Source organism: Bradyrhizobium sp. SZCCHNR1098, from assembly GCF_032489375.1.
GTDB lineage: Bacteria > Pseudomonadota > Alphaproteobacteria > Rhizobiales > Xanthobacteraceae > Bradyrhizobium.
On record NZ_JAUEXY010000006.1, the window covers coordinates 356,361 to 377,311 of the forward strand.

The following is a 20,951-nucleotide window of genomic DNA, read 5'->3' on the forward strand; positions in this document are numbered from 1 at the left end:
CCGCCTAGTTGTGATCGCCGGAGAACGCTGCCGCTATTGCTGGCGAACGGTTGCGCTCCTCCAGATAGAGCAAGATCTTGTCGAGCTCCCGCGGCGTCGGGGTGTGTCCCAGAAGCTCACGAAGCGATCCGGTTAGAGAGGTGCATTGCCGGCAAAAAGCAGCATAATCGGCGTCGATATCAGTCCGTACCGCAGATCCCCTCCGACGAGGCTCCTTCACCGGCTCGCGCGCAACGCGGCGTGCCCGCGTGTCGTAGATGAAGAAGAGACCAGGACAATGAAAATGCAGATACTTTGACGCGAATGAGCGATTTTCCATGCCGGTCAGCGACTTGAAAAGGTCGAGCAGACGGCGATGGACGACCAGCGTGAGGTCGGTCGTCGGCTTATTGGCGGTGCGTAGCGATCGAAGCCACTCATCGATATCAGAGCGTATGAGCCCTTCAGCAACCTTGACGTAAAAAGTGTCCGTGGATTCCTCACCTGCATTTCGGCGGCGCTCAAGCTGCGCGGCATAAACGCGGCCAACGATCATAAGCTTGGAAATGATGACATCGACCTGTTTGTGTTCGGGGTGATCGCGACAAAGATTGTAGAGAATAGTGTTCGTGAAGTCCCAGATGCTCTGGCTCTGAAGCGCGGTGTCGATCAGAGTCAAGGTTGGAGGCTGCGGCCCATGTTGCTTCATGAAGCGACCCTATAGATCGGTTCGGTCGAAGTTGAACGAAACAATGTAACCATTGGGCCCGAGCTCGCTGATGGCGTACACTTCCTCCGCCGTCCAGGCTTGCAGGTCAGTGGGCTCTCCGGCCTCGTCGTAAAACACCAGATAAAAATAGTAATTATCTTTGGCGTCGGCAGTTCGCGAGACCCTGTGCTCGGTGTCGGATAGGAAGAACCGATAGCCTTGAGAGGTCCGAAGCTTCCCGGCCGACTTCACTTCGATGAAACGCTCCTTACCCGGTTCCGAGTGTGACAGAAAATCATAGCCGCAACCCGGCCGGTCGCGGCAATCCTTGATCTTCTTGACCAGCTTCGCGTGTCCGGCACCATGCAGGCGTTCCTTCTCCCATCGGAGGGCGTAGGCTTCGCTCAACTTTCCGATGCGGTTGCGGTTCTCCAGCATCTCGTCGATGTTGACGCGGCGGTGATGCACCTTGCGCAGCCGCCCGACATGCTTCTGTTCGCTCGGCGTGCGAAGATAGGTGTTGTAGAGAAAAGTCATGAATTTCGGATTGCTCCAGGATTGCGCGATCCTGTTGTCGAGTTTGGCCTGGAGCAAGCGGTGCTGCTTTTCACTGGTCGGGAGGTCGCCCGGAATATCGAGTTCGTCGCTCAACGCATCGATATGGTCCCGGCTGCACACATTGAGATAGATATCGGGGAAATAGAGGCTCAGGATCTTGGCCTTGAAGTTCTGTGAAATCTCGATCGTCGTCGACGACATCGAACTGCCGGGACCGGCCAGCCTCAATCAGGTCGAGAATGTTCCGCTTTACGGCGGCGAACGCCTGCTCCTTCGTTCCGTATCGCTTGTGAAAGCGGTACTTCATCGTGGGATCGCCCTTGATCTTCCCGAAATAGATGCCGAACTTGATCGCGGTGGCGCCGAGGATGTTGGCCCAGGGTTTCGTCTTGGCTTCCACATAGGTGCAGAAAGTCGGCGTCTGCTTTCCCATGACGTAGTCGTCGAGTTTCAGAGACTTGAGCCGGTTCAGCGGAAAGGCCCGCAAAAACGCGCCCCGGCTCTGGGCTGCTGTATCTTCGTAGGAGGTGTCGAAACGCTGCGAAAAAGCCTTGAGCTTCTCGTCGTAAGTCGCCGCCATCAGTCAATCTCATAAATAGAATTGAAAGCAGATTCATAGGCGATTTGTGGTTGCTTCGGCAATTGGCGATGACGGTGGCGTCCCGCGCATGGCGCGGCCGGGCTGTCGTGAACGGAGCCGCAAGCGTCTCCGCCCTGCGGGCTTCCATCCCTGACGCAAGGGCTTTGGAGTGCCTCGCCGGGGGCACTCGGTCCCGCGTGCCGCCCTCGCTAGCGCTCGGCCGTCGCTATGCTCACGCTCCTGCGGGTGCCCTGTTAACCGGTCTCGGCACCGGCGAGTTGCCTCCGCTGCGCTGCGGCTGATACGCCATGTCTCCGGGCGATGCGCCTCTCGGCGCACGCGGTTTGACTGCGTCAGTTCTCGCTGGGCCAACCATGATGACGCAGGAGAAGCTTGTATCCGCTCTCGCTGAGCCAGCGGGCGCGTGCCATGTGGCTTTCATAAGCCTGACGGGCTCGAGGTGGCTCCCGGACAGGATCGATATGCAGGACGATTTCCGCCACCTCTCGCCAGTCCGCGCCCTCAGCGTCCGCATCCAGCAGCCGCAGATAGGTGATCGCATGCGCGTGATCGTAGGGCGTCAATGCGTCATCTGCCGGCGCGAGATCGTCGCAATCGGGATCGAGCGGCACGTTTTCCCTGGGATCTCCTGGCCAGCCATGGCGAAGCTCGCCCGAGAGTTTGATCAGGCTGTGACGGTCCGGCAAGCGGTGACGATGCGGTAAAGTAAATCCTTTTCACGCCGCTGCCGCGGCAGTTCTTAGGGCGCTGCCCTCGGCGCGGCGCAAGGGCGGGGGCAAGAGGTTTTTGGCGTACCCGGTGAACTCTGGCCTGCTGCTGCAGCTCACGAACAAAAAGCCGATCCGGGCACGCACGAGCTTGCGGCGCATGCCGCGCAGATGGACGTAAGATCAGCCGAGTAGACCAGGTGTGCGCAGTCCCGAAATGCGGTATTATCAAGGTGGCCGCCTTAAAGCCGTGGCTGAAACCCTATGCAGCACATTGAATGGCTAAGAACGGCAACCGAGACGATTTCTCACAGGCAACGAAGAACCGACTTGCCAGGCAGGCTCGGTATCATTGCAGCAATCCCAGCTGTAGGCATCTGACATACGCACCCACGAGCGACGGCGCCAAGGAAATCAACATTGGTGTTGCCGCCCATATTTGCGCTGCAGCGCCAGGTCCTGGCGCGCGCCGCTACCGCTCCGACATGACGCCTGAGCAGCGGATGTCGCCCGACAACGGCATCCACCTTTGCCAAGACTGTGCCAAGACTATCGACTCTGACGATCCCGCATTCTCGGAGCGGGTCTTGCACGGTTGGAAGCGCAAGCACGCCGAAGACATGTGGAGAAGCATTGTCGAAAAGACCCCGTTCGGGCCGACAATGCCCCCTACCGTCGGGGAGATCGGTGCCCTCCTGCAAGCTGCAGCGGCTGCAGATCTCGAAGTGTTCAAGCGCTCCGGCAAAGGGCCACAGACCAACGTCAGTCTAATGCTAAAGGTCGAAGGTCAGCCTGAGCCGGTGCTCGCGAGCGTGCTGGGTCAAACACTCGGCATCCTGGACGATCTGGTGATCGTGGCCCCACCGGGCACCGGCAAAAGCACCGTTCTGTTTCAGATGGCCGAGGGGTGCGTTAGCGCCAAGAGCGGGACGCCTTTGGTCATTTCCCTATCGGACTGGTCAACCGGTGGGCTCTCGCTGGTCGAGTCCATTTTGCGTCGGCCGGCCTTCCGCGGATTAACCGAAAGTGATTTGCGTGCGGTGGCCGAGCAGCCCGGCGTTGTGTTCATGTTCGACAGTTGGAATGAACTCGGCGGTGACGCGCGACGACGCGCGCGGAGCGAAATTCAGGCCCTGCGGGCCGAATTGCCGGCAGCGACATTCGTCCTTACCACGCGTCCAGAGAGTTCTACGGTCCCGTTCGAAGGCCAGCTCTTAACTGTGCTTGAGCTCAACGATCAGCAACAGATTGATATCGCTCGCGAGCTCAAGGGCCAGGAAGGTGTGCGGCTTGTGGATCAGGCATGGCGCACGCCGGGTGTACGAGAGCTCGTCACGATACCTCTCTACCTTACGACCCTGCTTTCCCTACCAGAGGGGCGACCGTTCCCAAATACCAAGGAAGAGGTGCTGCGGCGCTTCGTCGAGGCTCACGAAAAACAGCCCCAGCACGCCGAGCCGCTGTGCGCCGTCACGCATGGACTCCAAACGGCGTTCTTGAGCGATCTGGCCGTGACAGCTACGCGGGCTGCCAACACCTCGATCCCGGAAAGCACCGCCCGCCGATCCGTCTCAAGAACGGATGACGTGCTCGTCAGTGACGGCCAACTGACGATCAAGCCGCAACCGAACGACGTGCTCGATGCCCTTGTGAAACATCACCTGCTCCTCAAGACAGGCGCACCTACGAGCTATCGCTTTCAGCATCAGCAGTTTCAGGAGTGGTATGCCTCGAAGGACGTCGAAAGCGCGATGCTTTCAGCCATTAGGGACGTGCAAGCGCTGCAAAGGCTCAAAGCCGACATACTGAATGCCAAGCCTTGGGAAGAGGCGATTTTGTTTGCTACCGAGCGTATGTCCCGCGGTGATGACAGCCAAGTGAAGGCCTGCGCAGTGACAATCCTTGCTGCTTTTGACGTAGACCCCGACTTGGCTGCCGAAATGATCTACCGTTCGACCGATGCGGTATGGGCTCAAGTTTCGCCCGAGATTTGCGATCGCGTTCGGCGGTGGCATAGGCCAGAAAAGTACGATCGGGCCGTGCGGTTCATGATCACGTCCGGCAGGCCCGAGTTCCGGGATCAGGTGTGGCCGCTCGTCACTCATGACGATCAGCAGCGGAGCTTACCAGCACTCCGAGCGGCTCGGCGGTTCCGTACGTCTGTTCTTGGTCCCCATGCGGCGAACGACATTCTGGCATTGCCCTCAAAGAAGCGCGAGACGATCGTTTCCGAGATTGCCTTCCGGAGCGGCATGGACGGAATCGATCTTGCCGCCCAGATTGCAAAGAGTGATGCAGACCCCGCGCTGAAAGCTGCTGCTGTTGAGGGAATGGCCTGGCGGCGCGCGGATCACCATATCGCTGACGTTCTAAGCACAGCGAACCAGGAGACTTTCGACCTTTTATACACAGAGGGCTATCTCGAAGAGATTGACGACAAAGCCGTCCAGGATGGTCTCTCAGCGGCGCGTGCGCGCGCCGAGAAAGAGTTGTCGGCCTATGAGAGGCTTCGTGCCGCATTGTATTCAAGCGACGGCAAAGACCATGTAGCGGAACTCGTTGAACTGATTGCCACTGTCGACATCAAGAGCCAACAGGACTCGCAGGCTGCGCTGATTTACGAAGCAAGTAGACGCTACAGCGAGACAGTCGGCCAGGGGCTACTGAGACGCCTCAAGGACGGCCGAGAGCTGTTCTATGGCGCTGACGACATTTTAGCCGCGTCCGGTATCGTCATCGAAGACGATACGCTTGTCGAGATGGCACTGGCGCCACCAAAAAGAAATGACTTTCGGGCCGAAGCCGCTGCCTCCGTGCTCGGCCCTGCGAGCGTTAGTAAGTTGATCGACGCGAAACTCGCGCTGAACGCTGAACTGAAAGCACTTGGAAGATATGACGAGGGCTTAGCGAACCGCTATTACGGGTTGCGCGAGCTCATCGCCCACGCGCCCGGCGCCAGCGTTCTCATCGCGGTTCAACAACGTGCTGCCTCAGCCAATAACGACGCCATCCATGAGTTGTCGAAGTTGCTCTCCCGCAAACAAGAGAACGGTGCACGGGCACGCCCCTTACCGAATAATGCACACGCTGAAGTCGCGAAATTGGCGACCGAATGGGGCGAGCGCTTGGTTGCCAGCGGTGATACGGCAACACGAGAGCAATTTGCCGCTATCGCAGACCTTATCGCGCAGTTCCCAAGTGTTGGATTGCTGTCGATCCTTCACCGACTTCTGGAGGTGGAGCTGACGAAGTATCGCACCCTTCGAAAGGAGGCGGCAACCGAACAATGGCAAGGGCCGGCCGCGAACGGGGCGAGAATGAACCACTTTCCGAGCTATCAACGTGCGTTCGCGGCGATCCGCTCGTCAGAAACAACCGCGTTGATGGTCAGCTATTTATCGGATGAACATTTTGGCGACACGGCTGCCAACGTTCTCCAGAGTCAGTGGGCCGACTTGCACGAACCGAAGTTGGAAGGCGCTCCCGGCCATAGCAATGAGTTTTCCCGCGTTGAGGACGCGCGGAAAGCTCGATTTAGCAGCTCCAACGCTTCCACGCCAGAAGCTGATGCAATCTTCGCGGCAATCACCCCGCTCATCGGAGAAGGCGCTACCGAATTACAAAAGCAGCATGCTGTAAAGCTGGCGATTCACGGGGGCAGACTGCCTCACGGTGATCGGTCCGACGTGATTAAAACCCTCTTGGAAATCGCGCCGCAACAGGCCCGAGCGGTCATTGTAAGGAATCTCATCCTCTCTGGTGGAGCGGTCCCGTTGGACGTCGTAAAAGTCGGGATCAAAGATGTCTTTGAGGATGCGAAAAAGTACCCGTGGATATTGGATGAAGGATGGCAGCTCAAGGCCTGGCTCTCACTACTGCCGTTTACGGACCATCCCGAAAAGCTGCCCGAGACAATCGCCGATTTACCAGAGCGTTTCCGCAGCCCACAGTTTCTGGAGGAAATGCTCCGCGTGACGGAGCACGTCGAGTCCTCCGCGATCGAGTGCGCACTGTTCGATCTGGCCGATAATGACGCGGCGTTCCTCGACAGTCAGGTATGGCGTGAGGCCATCCGTCTTCGCGGTACACTGACCTCAGCCCGGCGCTATCTTGATCTGGTATTGGAAAACAAGATTGACATGCGGGACGGCTGGCAAAGCTCAGAGCACCTTGCCGAGCTGCTGAATAAACACTCTGAGTTGCGGACATATGCTTATAACGTGTTGAACGACGGGGAGGCGCCGAAGGTGGCTCTATTGGCGAGAGCCATCGCCGAGGGCAGCGATCCGGATGGGCTTATCCAACTTGTTCAGCTGGAAAACAAGCTCGGTCAACGGTTCATCACCTCGCGGACCATACAAAGAGCGGTGACGGAGCATATACCCTCCGACATAGCGCGGGGAGCGTTTGAGATGTTACCAGTCGCGGCCACTGAGCTGCGGCTGAAACTATTGGCTCTCACGACGGATGGCGGTCAGGCTGATGCGGCGGCTCGCGTGCTTCGCGAAATCGATCGCCTTCGGGATGAATTCGGCGCACCGGAAGACGAGCCGCGGCACCCCGATCTGGCGTCGGGCAAACCTTGGCCCATTCTTTCCCCAGACTCTGACACGGTTTCGGGCTCGTAATTCTCGAAGTCCGGGTCGAGTGGCGGCTTGAGCATCGGGGGCGCCTGCTCACGACGATGCCTGATGGTGTTCGGACACGGCTGGGAGTGAATGAGGGGCCTGCGGCCCCCTGTCCGTCAAGGCCGAGGCCGCGTGAAGAATGCGGCGGAAAACGGCGGACCGTGTAGTCGCCGCGCGATGCGCGGCTCCGGCCCGCACCAGCTCCGCTCGTTTTCCGGCCTGTGACGGCCAACCCCCGCTCATTGGCGCTGGCCTAGTTCCGGTTGCATGCGCAACCGGCAATTAGGAAGGCCACAAATGAAAACGGATATCTATCAGAAGATTACCGACCAGATCATCACCGCTCTTGAATGCGGCGTGCGACCCTGGCACCAGACGTGGAACGCCTCGCACGCCGAAGGCCGTATAATCCGGCTCCTGCGCGCTAACGGAGCGCCCTATACGGCATCAACATTCTGATGTTGTGGTCTGCCGCTATTCAGTATGGCTATAGCGCTCCCATCTGGATGACCTTCAGGCAGTCCGCCGAACTCGGCGCGCATGTGCGCAAGGGCGAGAGCGGAACCCTAGTGGTCTATGCCGACAAGATGATCCGCAAGGATCTCGACAAGGAAACCGGCGAAGAGGCCGACCGCGCTATCCCCTTCATGAAGGGCTATACGGTCAATGTCGAGCAGATCGAAGGACTGCCCGGCCAGTATTACGGCAAGCCGCCGCAGCCCATCGAAGCCGTTCAGCGTATTTCCCGAGCCGATGCTTTCTTCGCCGCAGCCGGTGCGTCCATCATCCATGGCGGCAATCGCGCCTGTTACGTCCCTGCGACCGACGCCATTCATATGCCGCGCATCGAGTTCTTGAAGATGCGATCAGCTATTGCGCGACGCTCGCCCACGAATGCACACACTGGACCCGTCACGAGACGCGCCTTAACCGCGACTTCGGGCGCAAGAGGTTCGGTGATGAGGGGTACGCGATGGAAGAGCTTGTGGCCGAGCTCGGAGCCGCGTTCCTTTGCGCCGATCTGGAGCTCATTCCTGAGGTGCGCGACGATCACGCCGCCTATATCGCGTCCTGGATCAATGTGCTGAAGAACGATAAGCGCGCGATCTTTTCGGCAGCTTCGCATGCACAGCGCGCGGCAGACTTCCTGCACGCCCCTAGCGCTGAAAAATCCGCCGCGGCTTGAGCCGCGGCGGTATCCCACCGGCACGGAAAGTGCAAGCTCGACCGGCCGTGGCGCGAAATCGAGAGGGGCTCAACGGCGGCTGAGATGCCGGTGCGGAACAGCGCCCCCCTGCTCACGACTCCCAAATCTGCGGCTTTCATACAAGGCATCGGTCGTCCGTAGCGAGGCGGCACCGCGAGGTCCGCTGGCCTGGTTGGCGAAAGGCTCCAAGCCGAGGCTTATTGCCTCAAATCCTTTCCAGCTCAGATGGGCAGCGAACAAGTCGATTAGCCACCACCCCCCGTCCGGTAACACGAGCCACGCGGCGCATGCGATTAATACGCCGCCGATGGCGCAGGAAAAGATGGCTCGTCCGCTCATGACGATTAAGCGTGCGAATTTCGCCATGCGGTTGATACTGCTCATGTTGACCCTTCAGAAGAATTTGACCAGATCGTCACACTTTACCGGGGCCGGCGGCGCGAGAAACGGCACGGTCTGGTAACTGTTGGAATTGTCGGGCACTGAAGAGCCTCGCGCAGAACCGGTGACCGCTCCGATACTGGCATTCGAGATTCATCGGCATGACGAGTTCGACCGAACCGGATAACATGCCGCCCGCATGACGCGAGTCGCCGCATGAACCTGTCTGATATCTTGCCCGATGCCGAAGTGGTTACCGCGCTGGAGCCCGAAGAGCTCGGCCTGCGCATCCTTCAGGTGTTGCGCCACTGGCCGGATCACCTTCAGCATGCCGAACTGGGGACCTTCGTTCGGTCGGCACTGGGTCCGCTGGGGGTCCAGAACGGCGCCTATCCACCCAATCAGAGATCCGAACTGGAGCGGGCGATCCGCGAGGCCTGGTACTGGCTCGAAGGGGCTGCGCTACTGATACCGCACCCGGGTTATCATGAACCGAATACACTTCGTATCCTGAGCCGTAAGGCACTACGTCTGACCGAGGAGCCTGACCCCGCTCAGGCCGCCGGCGCCCGCCGTCTGCCAAAGGACATTCTCCACTTGTCCATACGCGAGGATGTTTGGGCGCTCTACCACCGTGGAAAGTACGATACGGCGGTCTTCGAGGCTATGAAGGCGGTTGAGGTCGCCGTTCGTGACGCCGCCAAATTGCCCGCCCGTGACGTCGGTACTCACCTTATGCGGAAGGCATTCGATCCAGAGACCGGGCCTTTAACAGATCTCAATGTCGAGAAGGCCGAGCGCGAGGCTCGTGCCAGCCTGTTCAGCGGTGCTATGGGCTCCTACAAGAACCCGCACTCTCACCGTAATATCGCGCTCGATGATCCGGCGGAAGCCGCCGAGATCATTCTACTGGCAAACCATCTGCTCCGTATCGTCGATGCCCGCATCCAAGCAACTGCAGGGTCAGCGCCCTGATCGTATTGTTACGAAGCTTCCCGACGAGCCTCGATGACGGCGCGGTCACACGAAGCCGACGAGTGGAAAACCAGGCCGAGGAAAGGCGTCCGTCCATAAAAGGTCAGGAGCCAGACCGCGTGGATATCTTCAACCTCGATCACAGCGTAGCGATACTCAAGGATATCGGCTTCCGCATGCGCGGCGGTCATCTCTTCGAGGAACGCGTCCGGAATGACGAACCGGTGAATATCCGCGAAGACCTGGTCATCAGACACGGGGGATAGCAGGCCGTGATGATAAGAAAGCCCTCGCACGACTTTTTTCACGATCCGAAGCACCCGCTCATCTCGTCCCGGATAGATCATGTGGCGAGGCCCCCCGGAGGTCTCGACCGGCTCGATCTTGCGCGCGAGATCCCTGACACGGCGGAGGCCATCGGTATGGTGAAAGCTTCGCCAAACCTTGCTCTCCCAAAGTTCCCGAACTGCTGCGTTCGGATCGCCTGCGACCATCAGCACGTTTCGGAAATGGGGCTCGTCATCGACCCAGCCACCATTGCAGGCACTACAGGCGGGCACCTTGATTCGTTGAAAACGAGATTTCGCCTTTGAGGCGGGATAGAGCGCTCGCGAGACGACATGGTCGTATGTGGCGGCATCCTTGCCGCAGTATGCGCAGCTTTCCTTCACGGTCTTCATTATTCGCCCGCTTTAGAGTTTCGACTCAGGAACTCGTTGATCGAGTCTGCCATAGGCTTTCAGAGCGCTGACTGGCATGGGTAGTCGCCAATCTGCGACGGCTTTGCGGATATGCAGAATGCGGCAGTATCAAAGGCGGCCGGGAAAGCCCTCGGTAGTCCATTTCGATTCGATGTCATCCGCAACAGATTGGAGTACAGGCGGCGGAGGGCTTCCGTCGAAGTAGTGCCGGAAATCCACGTGAACTTTCATGTTGTCTGGCCGATAAGCGGTGATCCGGTCATAGAGTAAGACTTCTGTCGCCTTGAAGCGATCATAGACGGATTTGTGCATCGGGGAGTTCGAGAGTCCCGTCGCTTCATCGGTTGGAATAGTCCGGATGCCGAGCTTGAGGAAACCGCCCGCCTGCTCATTATGCTGCGGCCCGGCGGGGTCGGGCGAGAGGCGCAGCACGCTGCCGTCATGCTTCAGACCATCGGGTATCATGGAAGCCCCGGCGAGCATCCAGTTGAGGGCGATATCCGACAGGCGCGCCTCGTTCTCCAGGTAGCCGCCGCCGATATCAGCATGGACGCCCGGAAACCAGACCTGCTCAAAGAAGATATTGCCTTGAGCATCGCGCGTATAGGTCCGCGAGCTGTCCAGGGGATTCCACTTCACGCGCGCAAAGTCGGCGCGATTTTCATCGATCGAGATCGCGTGCTTGGCGTAAGGCACATTGGGATTCAGGGTCGTATCGTAGAATTTGTGCTTCGGCGGCGCAAAATGCACGGTAAGCAGCCGTTTGAAGAAGCTATAGCCCGGCAGCGAAGGCGCCATCTTGAGATAGTTCTTCAGGAAGAGGGCCCCAGCCGTCGCCATACCGAGATAGCTGACATCGCGGATCACCCGGCCTGCCCACGGCCACGAGGGCTCCATCCATGAGCCGAGCCCATGGAGGCCGAAGAGAACAGCAGTCCCAAGCAGAAACACGACGGGGCCAAGATATTTATGGCCGAGGGCCGCAACTGTATCGAACGCACCGATGAAGTACGGGAAGACATTCGCCTGCTCAACTCCGTTCACGGTCGCCGAACTGCCATACCGCTCGCGGAACTGGCGCGCGATGGCGCACCTGGTTTCGAGAAGAAATTGACGATACCAATGATGCGGCGTCCGCGCATAGGATGGACAAAACTGGTAGACATCCTTCACCGCATGCTCGGCGAGTTTTTGCAGGTTGGCGGGGTCCCGCTTCAGCGTTGACCCGTCCGGCATATGGCGAGGGATGCCGCATTGCGCGATCACACCGGCGAGCGACCGGACCGTGTATGCGCCACGGCTGAAGCCGATCAGGAAGATGCGGTCGCCTTCGGCGTAGAGGCCTAGGATCGCGGCATAGCAATCGACGATGTTGCGGGTGATCCCCAGGCCGGTTGCCATGCTGAGCAGATTATAGACCCAGCGCATCCAGCCGACCTTGAAGTGGCCGCCATCCGCCGCCGAGCCGAGGCCGGGGTCGTAAAAGGCCACCTGCTCGGCCGGATTGATTTTGGTGTCGGGTCCCACGCGGGACGCACGGTAGAGCTTATAAACATTCGTGCGGGCTTCATCGAAATGAATGCCGCCGGCTTGGCCGGTGCCGTCGGAAAAGATCACGATATTCTTTGCCATTCCGCCCTCGCTGCGTGCGACCTTCTGCTTGATCTAATCGTATTGTTCGAGAATCCGGTCGACGCCGGCAAGGAGAAGGAAGACCGCCAGACCAAACAGCGAGACGGTGATCGTGATGATCTTTCCGATTGTGAAGATGCTTGCGATCGAGGTCTCCATCCGGCCGACCTGCCGATCTGCGCGTAGGAGACGGATAAGCGCGATATCTTCCGCCACGTCGAGGCAAAGATAGAGAAGCGAGGCGGTCCAGCCGACCCAGGTGAACAGCGGATACGCCGGTAGGTGCGGAGTCACAAGGCTCCAGACCAACGCGCTGAAGAGACAAAGGCCGACGGCAAAGCCGAGATCCATTGACAGCACTTTACCGCGGTACAGATCGAGGATCGTCCGGCCGCGATCTGTTGAGCAGCTGGTCGCCTTCGCGATGAAGGCCGAAAGCTGATGGGCGTCGTAACCGCGCCTCATGCGTTCGGGAATACAGAGGGGGGCCATCGCGCGATCAACGATCGACCGGGATCTGCGATTCAAAAAGTGAGTTGCAACGGTCAGGATCAGACTCACTATCAACAGTACCTGATCGTCGCCCCCGAAATGCGCGGTGGCCATCCGAGTCTCCACGAAATAGGACGATCTTAGCCGCCGGCCCTCTCATCCACGGTGAACCGGACGACGATCTGCCGGTTTTCCACAGTTTAAGGTTTTATCATGCGGCCGCGCTCCTCAGGAGAGAGTGGTCGTGAAAGGAAGCGTGAGGGGGATCATCAATGCCACTCGGCCGCCGTTCAATGCGGCGTGCTTAAGGCGTCCCTCAGAGTGCTTGTCAAAATCTGGTTGCTGATCGCGGTGCCGGACGAATTGCTCTTGCTCAGATCAGGGCGGCCGAAGGCGATAATGAGCGTGTTGGTATCCTTGCGGTTGACCGAGGCGAACGTACCCGAAAGTGGCGCCGTGACTCGTACTAGCTTCCAGCTCGGCGTTACGCTTCCGCTCGACGTGATGTAGAAGTTTATGGTCTGCGACACAAGATCCAGCGGGTCGTAAACGAGCGGCGCGCTTGGCGGATCAGGTACATTCGGACAAAGCTTCAATTGCTTGATCACGTCTGAAACAACCTTCTCGAGATCAGCCACCTTTTGATCAAGGGCCCGACGGGCGTCATTTGAAGCGCCTTCGCTCGTAGCGCGATCAACCTCAATCTTGTCATTTGAGACGAGCGCAGCCTCTATAATCGCCTTATTGCGTAGCTGAGTAACCGCTTTAACGCACCCTGGATAGACAGAAGCCAGAACGTCAGTGACGGGCTTCACGATGTTGTTGATGTAGGCTTGCGCCTTTGTCTCCTGTTGTGCGGCAGCTAGCTTGTTGTCGTCGATGACATGCTGCAGTTGGATGGCGTCATCGTTTAGCTGAAAAAAGTCTTTTGTCTTTGAGTTTTGTCGGAAGAGCTCAACCTCGTTGGGTGAGAGACGCGCGGTCGGGCTCGGCTTCTTGTCCCTCATCTGACTAAAGATCTTCTCAAGCTCCCGATAATCGGGTACCTGATCGGGAGGGGTTGCCGGCGGCGAACTTCCCGCAAAGCCCGGATGGATGCCGACTCTCAGCGTTCCCTTCTTTACCGGTTCAAGCGCTCGATCAAAAAGATCGTCGAGTTGAAGATCACTCTCCAAAAGCAGCCCCTTCGGCCGGGCGCAGTATCCTTCCACAAGGCCGGCGGCCGCGGTCCGGTTATAGTCGTCCCGTAATTCAGGAAACGACATGAAGAACTCATAGTCGGTGGTCGAGATCGCTTCGCTCGAAATCCCCGCACCCAGCCCGAGGCTACGCGACTGGCTTCCGCTCAGCGGCTCAATCAACGTGGCGCCGGGATTTAGCGAGCCGGTCAAGTCAACAGCCAGGGTCATGTGAACCTTTGCGCCCCAGCCAGCTAGAAAATAATATGGGTTTGCCCGTGGGTTCCGCTTATCGGTCGGAAACTCGTTCATTTTGCGCGCGACGACCTTCCAGATGTCGCACTTTACGCGCCAGGCAATATCGTCCAGCGAAACATTCGCGGCACCGTCGATCCGCGGCACCACGGCACAGCTTCCAGAGATCGCGGATATAAGGATCACGAGACAGGCTCGGACAGAACGAAATGGAGAAATCATGAGTCTAGACCTTCAATAGGCGTGCCCATGTCATCCCGCGTGATCCGCAGGAGCTTCGGAGAGACCTGATTTAATAGGGGCGGTTCGATCGCCGTGTAATTACTCGTAGCCGGCGAACTGAGAGAACCGCTCATCTATCAGTGTTGGATGGCAGGCGGTAGTGTATTGTCTCCGCCAATTGCCAAAGGAATGCTCGACGAACAGACGCATAACACCCACCCCATTAAAAGTTTGAAACTCTATCCAATACATGCCGGTTGTAAATGCCGGAGAACTCGACCGCGCAGTTTTTTTAGTGTGTGCACCGCGGCCAGGAATTCGACGGGCACTTCCACGCTTCCTATAGATCCGAATTTGCTAGCTGGAGGGGGCCGGTCAATGAAGAGTTGTATTAGCTGCGCTCGGAAAAATCGTCCCTGAGCTTCGCCGCCTCGGCTTCCCAGCGTCGGTCCTCGGCTTCAATCCGCTTCTCGAGATCGCGCCGCTCGACTTCGAGAGTCCCAAGCCGCTCATCGTGCTCCTGCTGTGCGGCATCCAGCGCCGCTTGCGCCTTCGCGATCAGCTTTTCGCGTTTAGCCCGTTGCTTCTCCCTAACAGCCTCGTCTTTGCGCCGCTGGGCGTCTCGACGCCGCTGTTCGCGCTCGAACTGCGCGGCGGCCTTCCGCGAATCTTCAACGCTAGCGTTCGGGGCTGCTCGCCGCTTTGCCTCTGGACGTTTGGCCTTCTTTTTCGGGGTACTTTCCTCATCATCCAGATCGGGCAGTTCGGACTGCTCGGCAAATCGTCCTATCGACCCGGCCGGACGCTTCAGGACCACTCCCGGCTTCGCCATGGTGGCGGCAACGACGTCCGGATCTTCGGTCTCCGTTGCGGCTCCCTGGTGAAAGAGATTGCTGCCCGCGCCCCATGCCTCCAGCGCTGCCTTCATGGAGGGAGCCGCGATCGCGAGATAGTAGAAGCCAAGTGAGGTCTGATAGGTCTTCAGCTTACGCGGCACCGGAGCTTACCTGCGCGACCGTGAGACTGCAGCATACCACGCGGCGTAGGGAGTGTTCCGTGCCATGTGACGGTTCAGATCGGGCGAGCCGTCGCTCCACCAGACCGGCCCCCGCTCGCCCAGCGCTCTCTTGGCTTGATCCACGGCGCGGTGGGCTGCGGCTTCGGCATCCGGATCTTTCGCCGCTTTGGCGGCCCGAACTGCGCGCCTTGCCGACATGAGCTGCGTGGTCAGCTTAGCTCTTTCGTCCTCGCTGATCGCAGGATCGGTCATGCGCCAAAGACGCCCGCGGACGACGAAGTAGCGTCCGTCCGGAGTTGCGGGATACTTCAAGCCGACTTCCGCTGCCGACCGGACGGCGGCTTCTTCGCCGACGCCTCCTTGCCGGCGGTCTTCTTGCCTGCGATCGGCATCAGCATCTCTTTCTGGCCGGCAGCAGCTTTCTTCGGCTTCTTCGCCGGCTTGGCTGCCACCTCCGTCGGTGGCGCTTTCTGCCCGATCGACCGCCGTAGCGCCTCCATCAGATCGACGACATTCTCGCCCTTCGGCCGATCCTTGGGGCGGATCGTCTTACCCGAACGCTTCTGATTGATCAGGTCGATCAGCGCAGTCTCATAGTGGTCCTCGAACTTCTCCGGCGCGAAGGTGCCGGCCTTTTGCTCTACAATGTGCCGCGCGAGATCCAGCATGTCCTTCGTGATCTTCACATCCTGAATTTCGTCGAAATACTCCTGCTCCGACCGCACTTCGTAGGGATAGCGCAGCAGCGTGCCGACCAAGCCCTTGTCCATCGGTTCGAGCGCGATGATGTGCTCGCGGTTGGTGAGCACGATCCGGCCGATCGCGACCTTGTTCATCTCCCGGATGGTCTCGCGGATCACGGCGAAGGCATCGTGCCCGACCTTGCCGTCGGGGCGCAGGTAGTAGGGGCGGATCAGATAGCGCGGGTCGATGTCGGCCTTGTCCACGAACTCGTCGATCTCGATCGTGCGCGTGGACTCGAGGGCGATCTCCTCGAGCTCCTCCTTCGAGACCTCGATGTATTGGCCCTTCTCGAGCTCATAACCCTTGACGATGTCCTCGTTCGAGACCTCCTCGCCCGTGTCGGCGTCGACCTTGACGTACCTGATACGATGGCCGGTCTGCTTGTTCAGCTGGTTGAACGAGATCTTCTCGGACTCCGACGTGGCCGGGTAGAGGGCTACCGGGCACGTGACGAGCGACAGACGCAGGAAGCCTTTCCAGTTGGCGCGGGGGGCCATTTACGCGGAACTCCGAGGTTGAAGTGGTCCGGATTCAAGACGTTTGGACGTTGTGAGTTCCGACACCATTGCAGCGAGCAGGGGGGACTGGGCCTCCAATTCAATTGGGAAGGAAGAGACTTTGCCGTTTTGAAACCGGGATATCGTGTCGCTCGCCGGAGGCACTCGGGCGAAGGCCGCCTCCGCATTGCTGCGGCGCCGCTATGCTGCCTTCGCGCGGGTGCCTTGTTACCGGTCTCGCGACTGCACTCGGTCCCGGGTCCCTCCGCTCACGCGGCGGCCGCTATGCTGACCCTCCTGCGGGTGCCTTCTCTGCCTTCGCTCCGCTTCGGCTCGACCTCGGTGATTCTCCGGATCGCCGTTTCATCATCGAGCAAAAATCGAATTGAGGCGGCTGCCTTCTTTCGGCTGTTGCTGTGTTTCAGTAGCTTTCGCGTACGCGAGCAGATGAAAGCGAAGCGAGTCACGCGAGCGGAAGTCTCTATGGCCTAGGAATTTTACGATAGGTCACATGGGCTGTCGCGAAAGGAAGACCGGCGCGGCCCGCTGATCCTCGAACGATACAGGCGTTGTCCTCGATCAGATAAAACCAGTCGTCAAAGTTCAGCTTCGTGGTCTTGCCGTCGGACTGCGGTGTGTCCCTCGTGTAACGCCAATGGAATGCGCAGCCGGCCTGGTCGCCCTCCGCCTCTCCGTCGAGGCGTGGCTCAAGGCCGTTGTACTTACCTGGACCGAGCTTTTGGATCATCCAGTTGAGCGTGTCCTCGTGTCCATCATCGAAACGATACGTCTCGACGAAGTGAACGACCTGCTTCGCTTCGTCCCATCGGCCCTCTGCTGTGATCGTCGCCCGCTTCAGCAGACCGCCAATTAGGCTTTCAAGTACGGCCCACCCTTCAAGCCGCCCGTCGAAGAAGCGCTCGGGCAGAAAGATCGGCGTGGTGCCGTCGAATTGTTTGATGGACATCGGCTGCTCCCTGGATGGGACGAACCACGCAGAAGACGTCAGGTTCCGCTACATCCGCTAACACGATGAGGGTCTCGGGAGGTGGCCCGTACGCCAGAGGAAGAGTGCAGGCCGGGTTGGCCGTGACGGGTTGGAAGCGGCGAGAGAGTTCCGCCGCGCCCGTCGCGGAGATCCGCGATGCAGGGACGGAGAATTGGAGCGCGCACCGGCGAGGGCCGGGCGAGCCTTTATGAGGAGATTACGGGGAAGATCATCGGCGAGCTGGAGGCCGGCCACGTGCCCTGGGTTCAACCATGGGGGACACAAGCGGCGAAGGCTCAGTTGTCACTGCCTAGGAATGCCGCGACAGGACGGGCGTATTCCGGGATCAACGTTCTGATCCTATGGGGAGCGGTGATCGAGCATCGGTTTACCGGCCAGAGCTGGTTGACTTTCCAGCAGGCGCTCTCGGTTGGGGGCCATGTGCGCAAGGGCGAGCGTGGTGTTACGGTCGTCTATGCCGATCGCTTCGTGCCATCGGATGAGCGGCAGCGTGCCTGCGAGACCGGTGAAGAAGCACGGGCGATTCCGTTTCTGAAGCGCTTTATGGTCTTCAACGCCGATCAGTGCGCGGCTCTGCCGGCGGACATCGCGACCGCGGTGCCGCCACCGCCGCCGGGGGCGATCGAGCCGGTGGTCGAGTCGCTGATTGCGAACAGTGGTGTCGACTTCCGGATTGGCGGCGATCGGGCATTCTATGCTCCAGTTGAAGATTTCGTGCAGGTGCCACCGCCAGCAGCGTTCTTCGAGCCAATCAACTGGCACCGCACGGCCTTGCATGAGCTCGCCCATGCGAGTGGACATGCGTCGCGGCTGAACCGCGATCTGTCGGGCCGGTTCGGCAGCCGCAACTACGCCTTCGAGGAGCTGATCGCAGAAATCGCGTCCGCCTTCAGCTGCGCCGCGCTCGGCATCGTGCCGACCGTGCGCCATGCGGACTATATCGGCTTCTGGCTCGACGTCCTGCGCGAGGACAATCGCGCCATCGTGCGGGCGGCGAGCCAGGCGAGCCGTGTGGCCGATTATCTCCTCGGCTTTGCACCGGATGTGGCTGGCCTCGCTCAGGCGATCGGACCGGATTGCGCCGCTGCCTGAGAATAACGCTCTGGACGAGCTCAGGAGAGGAAGAGGGCGAGAGGTGCTCTGCGACGGGGTGAAGGCCTGAGAGAGAGGCTCTGGGCCGCCCGTTGTGGAGAACCAAGACATGACCAAGGCTGTCCAGAAGATCACTCTGTCGCCGTCGCGCGACATTCCTTTCAACAAGTTGGTGCTGAGCCAATCCAACGTGCGCCGGATGAAGGGCGGCGTTTCGATCGAACAGCTGGCGGAGAGCATCGCTGAGCGGACGCTGCTGCAAAGCCTGAACGTGCGCGCCGTCCTCGATGGGGAGGGCAGGGAGACCGGGATGTTCGAAGTGCCGGCGGGAGGCCGCCGCTACCGGGCGCTGGCGCTTCTGGTCAAACAGAAGCGGATGGCGAAGACGCAAGCTGTGCCCTGCGTGGTGCGGGATCAGGGCTCGGCTCTAGACGACTCGCTCGCCGAGAACGATCAGCGGGTCGGCCTGCATCCCCTCGACCAGTTCCGCGCATTCCAGGCGTTGCGTGAGAGCCGTATGACCGAGGAGGAGATCGCGGCGCGGCATTTCGTGACGGTTGCGGTCGTCAAGCAGCGCTTGCGGCTGGCTGCCGTCTCGCCAGCGCTGCTCGATGTCTACGCCGCCGACGGCATGACGCTCGAGCAGTTGATGGCGTTTACGGTGACGGCGGATCATGCGCGCCAGCAGGAGGTCTGGGACAAGGTCAGCCGTTCCGGTTGCGATGCACCCTACCAGATCCGCCGGTTGCTCACGGAACAGACGGTGCGGGCTTCCGATCGCAGGGCCCAGTTCGTCGGGCTTGCAGCCTACGAGGCCGCCGGCGGCGTGGTGCTGCGGGATCTGTTTGAGGCCGATGACGGTGGCTGGCTGCAGGATGTCGCGCTGCTCGATCGGCTCGTTGCTGAGAAGCTGCAGACGGAAGCGGAGCGGATCGGCGCCGAGGGCTGGAAGTGGATCGCAGCCGCCGTCGATTTCCCGTTCGGACATACGCATGGCCTGCGCGAGCTTCACGGAGAGCCCGCCGAACTCACCGCCGATGAACAGGCGGCCATCGAAACACTGCGGACCGAGCAGGCCAAGCTCGAGGCTGACTATGGCCAGGCCGACGAATTGCCCGAGGACGTCGATCGGCGTCTCGGTGAGATCGAGGCGGCGCTGCAGTCGTTCGATGAACGGCCGATGATCTACGATGCCGCCGAGATGGCGCGGGCCGGCGCGTTCGTCAGCATCGACTCCGAGGGCGGCCTCCGTGTCGCCCGTGGCTTCGTCCGTCCGGAGGGATGAGGTCGCGGCGACCAGCGACGAGCCGAATGCCAAAGCTGGTGCCGACGGCGATCACGGGACCGGCGTTCCTGACGTGGCGGGCAGGGGACCGGCGCCGACGATCGTCATCGGTAGCGGCGAGCAGGATGGGACTGATGAGGACGGGGAGGATGTCGAGCGCCCCTTGCCCGACCGGTTGATCAGCGAGCTCTCAGCCTATCGCACGTTCGCCCTTCGCGATGCGATCGGCCAGGAGCCCTCGATCGCGTTCCAGGCGGTGTTGCACAGCTTCGTGCTGGCGACATTCTATCCGTTCGGTTCGACGCTCAATTGCCTGGATATCTCGCTGCGTACGCCGAGCTTCCCGGCGCAGCCGCCCGGCCTGCAGGACAGCGCTCCGGCAAAGGCGATCGCCGCCCGTCACGCGGCCTGGAAGGCGAAACTGCCGGCCAGCGACAAAGACCTCTGGGCAGCGTTGACGGCGATGGACGGAGCGGCCCAGGCCGAACTGTTCGCCCATTGCGCCTCACAGGCGGTGAACGCGATCTTTGAGCCGGCCAGCCGGATGTCTCAAGGCCGCATGTCGGCCCAAGGCGTCCGCGGCCGCCTCGAACAGGCTTGCCGGCTGTCGCATGCCGTTGGGCTCGATATGGTCAGCGCCGGCTGGAGGCCCTCCGTGGACAATTACCTCGGTCGGGTTACCAAGCACCGCATCTTGCAAGCGGTGCGCGAAGCGAAGGGCGAAGCTTCGGTTCAGCTCATCGCGCATTTGAAGAAGCCGGACATGGCGCGCGAAGCCGAACGGCTGCTCGAAGGCAGCCGCTGGCTGCCGGAGCCGCTGCGTGGCGCCGAGGCGGACATGACGCCGGCAGTCGAAGGCGCCGATGCCGACAGTCTGCCGGCGTTCCTCAGCGAGGATGAGGAGGCGACGGAAGGCGCAGACCAAGTCGAGGAGATCGTTGCCGCGGAATAAGCCGCGCGGCGGAGGATCGCCCTGGGCCTTGAGAAACCGTTGATGGAAGCCCGGCCAAATCGGCCGGGCTTTTTTCGTTGAGGTCACCGTCTCCTCGAGCGGGTCGAGAGGAAGAGAGGCGGAGCAGGG

General features: G+C 60.2%; 16 protein-coding genes and 2 pseudogenes. 5 read left to right on the forward strand and 13 right to left on the reverse strand.

The genetic code is table 11. From position 1 onward, the window contains the following. Window positions 1–4 precede the first annotated feature (4 nt). The 4 genes from QX135_RS16070 to QX135_RS16085 form a co-directional block, all read right to left on the reverse strand. Window positions 5–658 (reverse strand): hypothetical protein, encoded by a 654-nt coding sequence (locus tag QX135_RS16070; protein ID WP_315745472.1) that lies wholly within the window; start codon window positions 656–658, stop codon window positions 5–7. 39 nt (window positions 659–697) lie between these two features. Beyond that, window positions 698–1,339 carry a DUF3883 domain-containing protein gene (locus tag QX135_RS16075; RefSeq protein WP_315745470.1) on the reverse strand — a complete coding sequence of 214 codons (642 nt, stop codon included), beginning with the start codon at window positions 1,337–1,339 and terminating at the stop codon, window positions 698–700. Next, on the reverse strand, window positions 1,296–1,826 hold the full coding sequence (locus QX135_RS16080; RefSeq protein ID WP_315745469.1) for a hypothetical protein: 531 nt from the start codon (window positions 1,824–1,826) through the stop codon (window positions 1,296–1,298). The genes QX135_RS16075 and QX135_RS16080 overlap by 44 nt, the downstream gene beginning before the upstream one ends. Window positions 1,827–2,179: 353 nt before the next feature. After that, window positions 2,180–2,458: a DNA -binding domain-containing protein gene (locus QX135_RS16085; protein ID WP_315745487.1), complete on the reverse strand. Its 279-nt coding sequence runs from the start codon at window positions 2,456–2,458 to the stop codon at window positions 2,180–2,182. A gap of 374 nt (window positions 2,459–2,832) precedes the next feature. Here QX135_RS16085 and QX135_RS16090 point away from each other — a divergent pair, with 374 nt between their 5' ends. Together QX135_RS16090 and QX135_RS16095 are read left to right on the forward strand one after the other, a co-directional pair. Beyond that, window positions 2,833–7,182 carry a hypothetical protein gene (locus QX135_RS16090; RefSeq protein ID WP_315745468.1) on the forward strand — a complete coding sequence of 1,450 codons (4,350 nt, stop codon included), beginning with the start codon at window positions 2,833–2,835 and terminating at the stop codon, window positions 7,180–7,182. 297 nt (window positions 7,183–7,479) lie between these two features. Further along, a pseudogene (locus tag QX135_RS16095) lies at window positions 7,480–8,368 on the forward strand (ArdC family protein). A gap of 69 nt (window positions 8,369–8,437) precedes the next feature. Here the strand turns inward: QX135_RS16095 and QX135_RS16100 are convergent. Continuing rightward, entirely contained in the window at window positions 8,438–8,773 is a 336-nt protein-coding gene (locus QX135_RS16100) for a hypothetical protein (protein ID WP_315745467.1), read from the reverse strand. 213 nt (window positions 8,774–8,986) lie between these two features. Here QX135_RS16100 and QX135_RS16105 point away from each other — a divergent pair, with 213 nt between their 5' ends. After that, window positions 8,987–9,745 (forward strand): TIGR02391 family protein, encoded by a 759-nt coding sequence (locus QX135_RS16105; protein ID WP_315745466.1) that lies wholly within the window; start codon window positions 8,987–8,989, stop codon window positions 9,743–9,745. Window positions 9,746–9,753: 8 nt separating this feature from the next. Here QX135_RS16105 and QX135_RS16110 read toward each other — a convergent pair whose 3' ends face one another. The 8 genes from QX135_RS16110 to QX135_RS16145 all read right to left on the reverse strand — a co-directional run bounded on the left by QX135_RS16110 (window position 9,754) and on the right by QX135_RS16145 (window position 17,451). Next, window positions 9,754–10,425: a hypothetical protein gene (locus QX135_RS16110; protein ID WP_315745465.1), complete on the reverse strand. Its 672-nt coding sequence runs from the start codon at window positions 10,423–10,425 to the stop codon at window positions 9,754–9,756. A gap of 129 nt (window positions 10,426–10,554) precedes the next feature. Beyond that, on the reverse strand, window positions 10,555–12,078 hold the full coding sequence (locus tag QX135_RS16115) for a DUF2235 domain-containing protein (RefSeq protein WP_315745464.1): 1,524 nt from the start codon (window positions 12,076–12,078) through the stop codon (window positions 10,555–10,557). A 33-nt stretch (window positions 12,079–12,111) separates the two neighbouring features. Next, the gene (locus QX135_RS16120) at window positions 12,112–12,684 is read right to left on the reverse strand and encodes a hypothetical protein (RefSeq protein ID WP_315745463.1); all 573 of its coding nucleotides are present in this window, start codon (window positions 12,682–12,684) and stop codon (window positions 12,112–12,114) included. A 176-nt stretch (window positions 12,685–12,860) separates the two neighbouring features. Further along, on the reverse strand, window positions 12,861–14,153 hold the full coding sequence (locus QX135_RS16125; RefSeq protein WP_315745462.1) for a hypothetical protein: 1,293 nt from the start codon (window positions 14,151–14,153) through the stop codon (window positions 12,861–12,863). A gap of 463 nt (window positions 14,154–14,616) precedes the next feature. After that, window positions 14,617–15,222, reverse strand: coding sequence for a cell envelope biogenesis protein TolA (locus QX135_RS16130; RefSeq protein WP_315745461.1), 606 nt, complete (start codon window positions 15,220–15,222; stop codon window positions 14,617–14,619). A 6-nt stretch (window positions 15,223–15,228) separates the two neighbouring features. Then, window positions 15,229–15,555, reverse strand: coding sequence for a hypothetical protein (locus QX135_RS16135; protein WP_315745460.1), 327 nt, complete (start codon window positions 15,553–15,555; stop codon window positions 15,229–15,231). Then, window positions 15,552–16,484, reverse strand: a complete 933-nt coding sequence (locus tag QX135_RS16140; protein WP_316234157.1) for a Ku protein — start codon at window positions 16,482–16,484, stop codon at window positions 15,552–15,554. The genes QX135_RS16135 and QX135_RS16140 overlap by 4 nt, the downstream gene beginning before the upstream one ends. Window positions 16,485–16,965: 481 nt before the next feature. Next, complete coding sequence (locus QX135_RS16145; protein WP_315745458.1) at window positions 16,966–17,451, reverse strand: DUF3833 family protein; 486 nt, start codon at window positions 17,449–17,451, stop codon at window positions 16,966–16,968. Between the two features lie 177 nt (window positions 17,452–17,628). Here QX135_RS16145 and QX135_RS16150 point away from each other — a divergent pair, with 177 nt between their 5' ends. Both QX135_RS16150 and QX135_RS16155 read left to right on the forward strand, forming a co-directional pair. Further along, a complete protein-coding gene (locus tag QX135_RS16150; RefSeq protein WP_315745456.1) occupies window positions 17,629–18,585 on the forward strand; it encodes an ArdC family protein in 957 nt (318 codons plus the stop codon). A 109-nt stretch (window positions 18,586–18,694) separates the two neighbouring features. Next, a pseudogene (locus QX135_RS16155) lies at window positions 18,695–20,822 on the forward strand (ParB/RepB/Spo0J family partition protein). Window positions 20,823–20,951 lie beyond the last annotated feature (129 nt).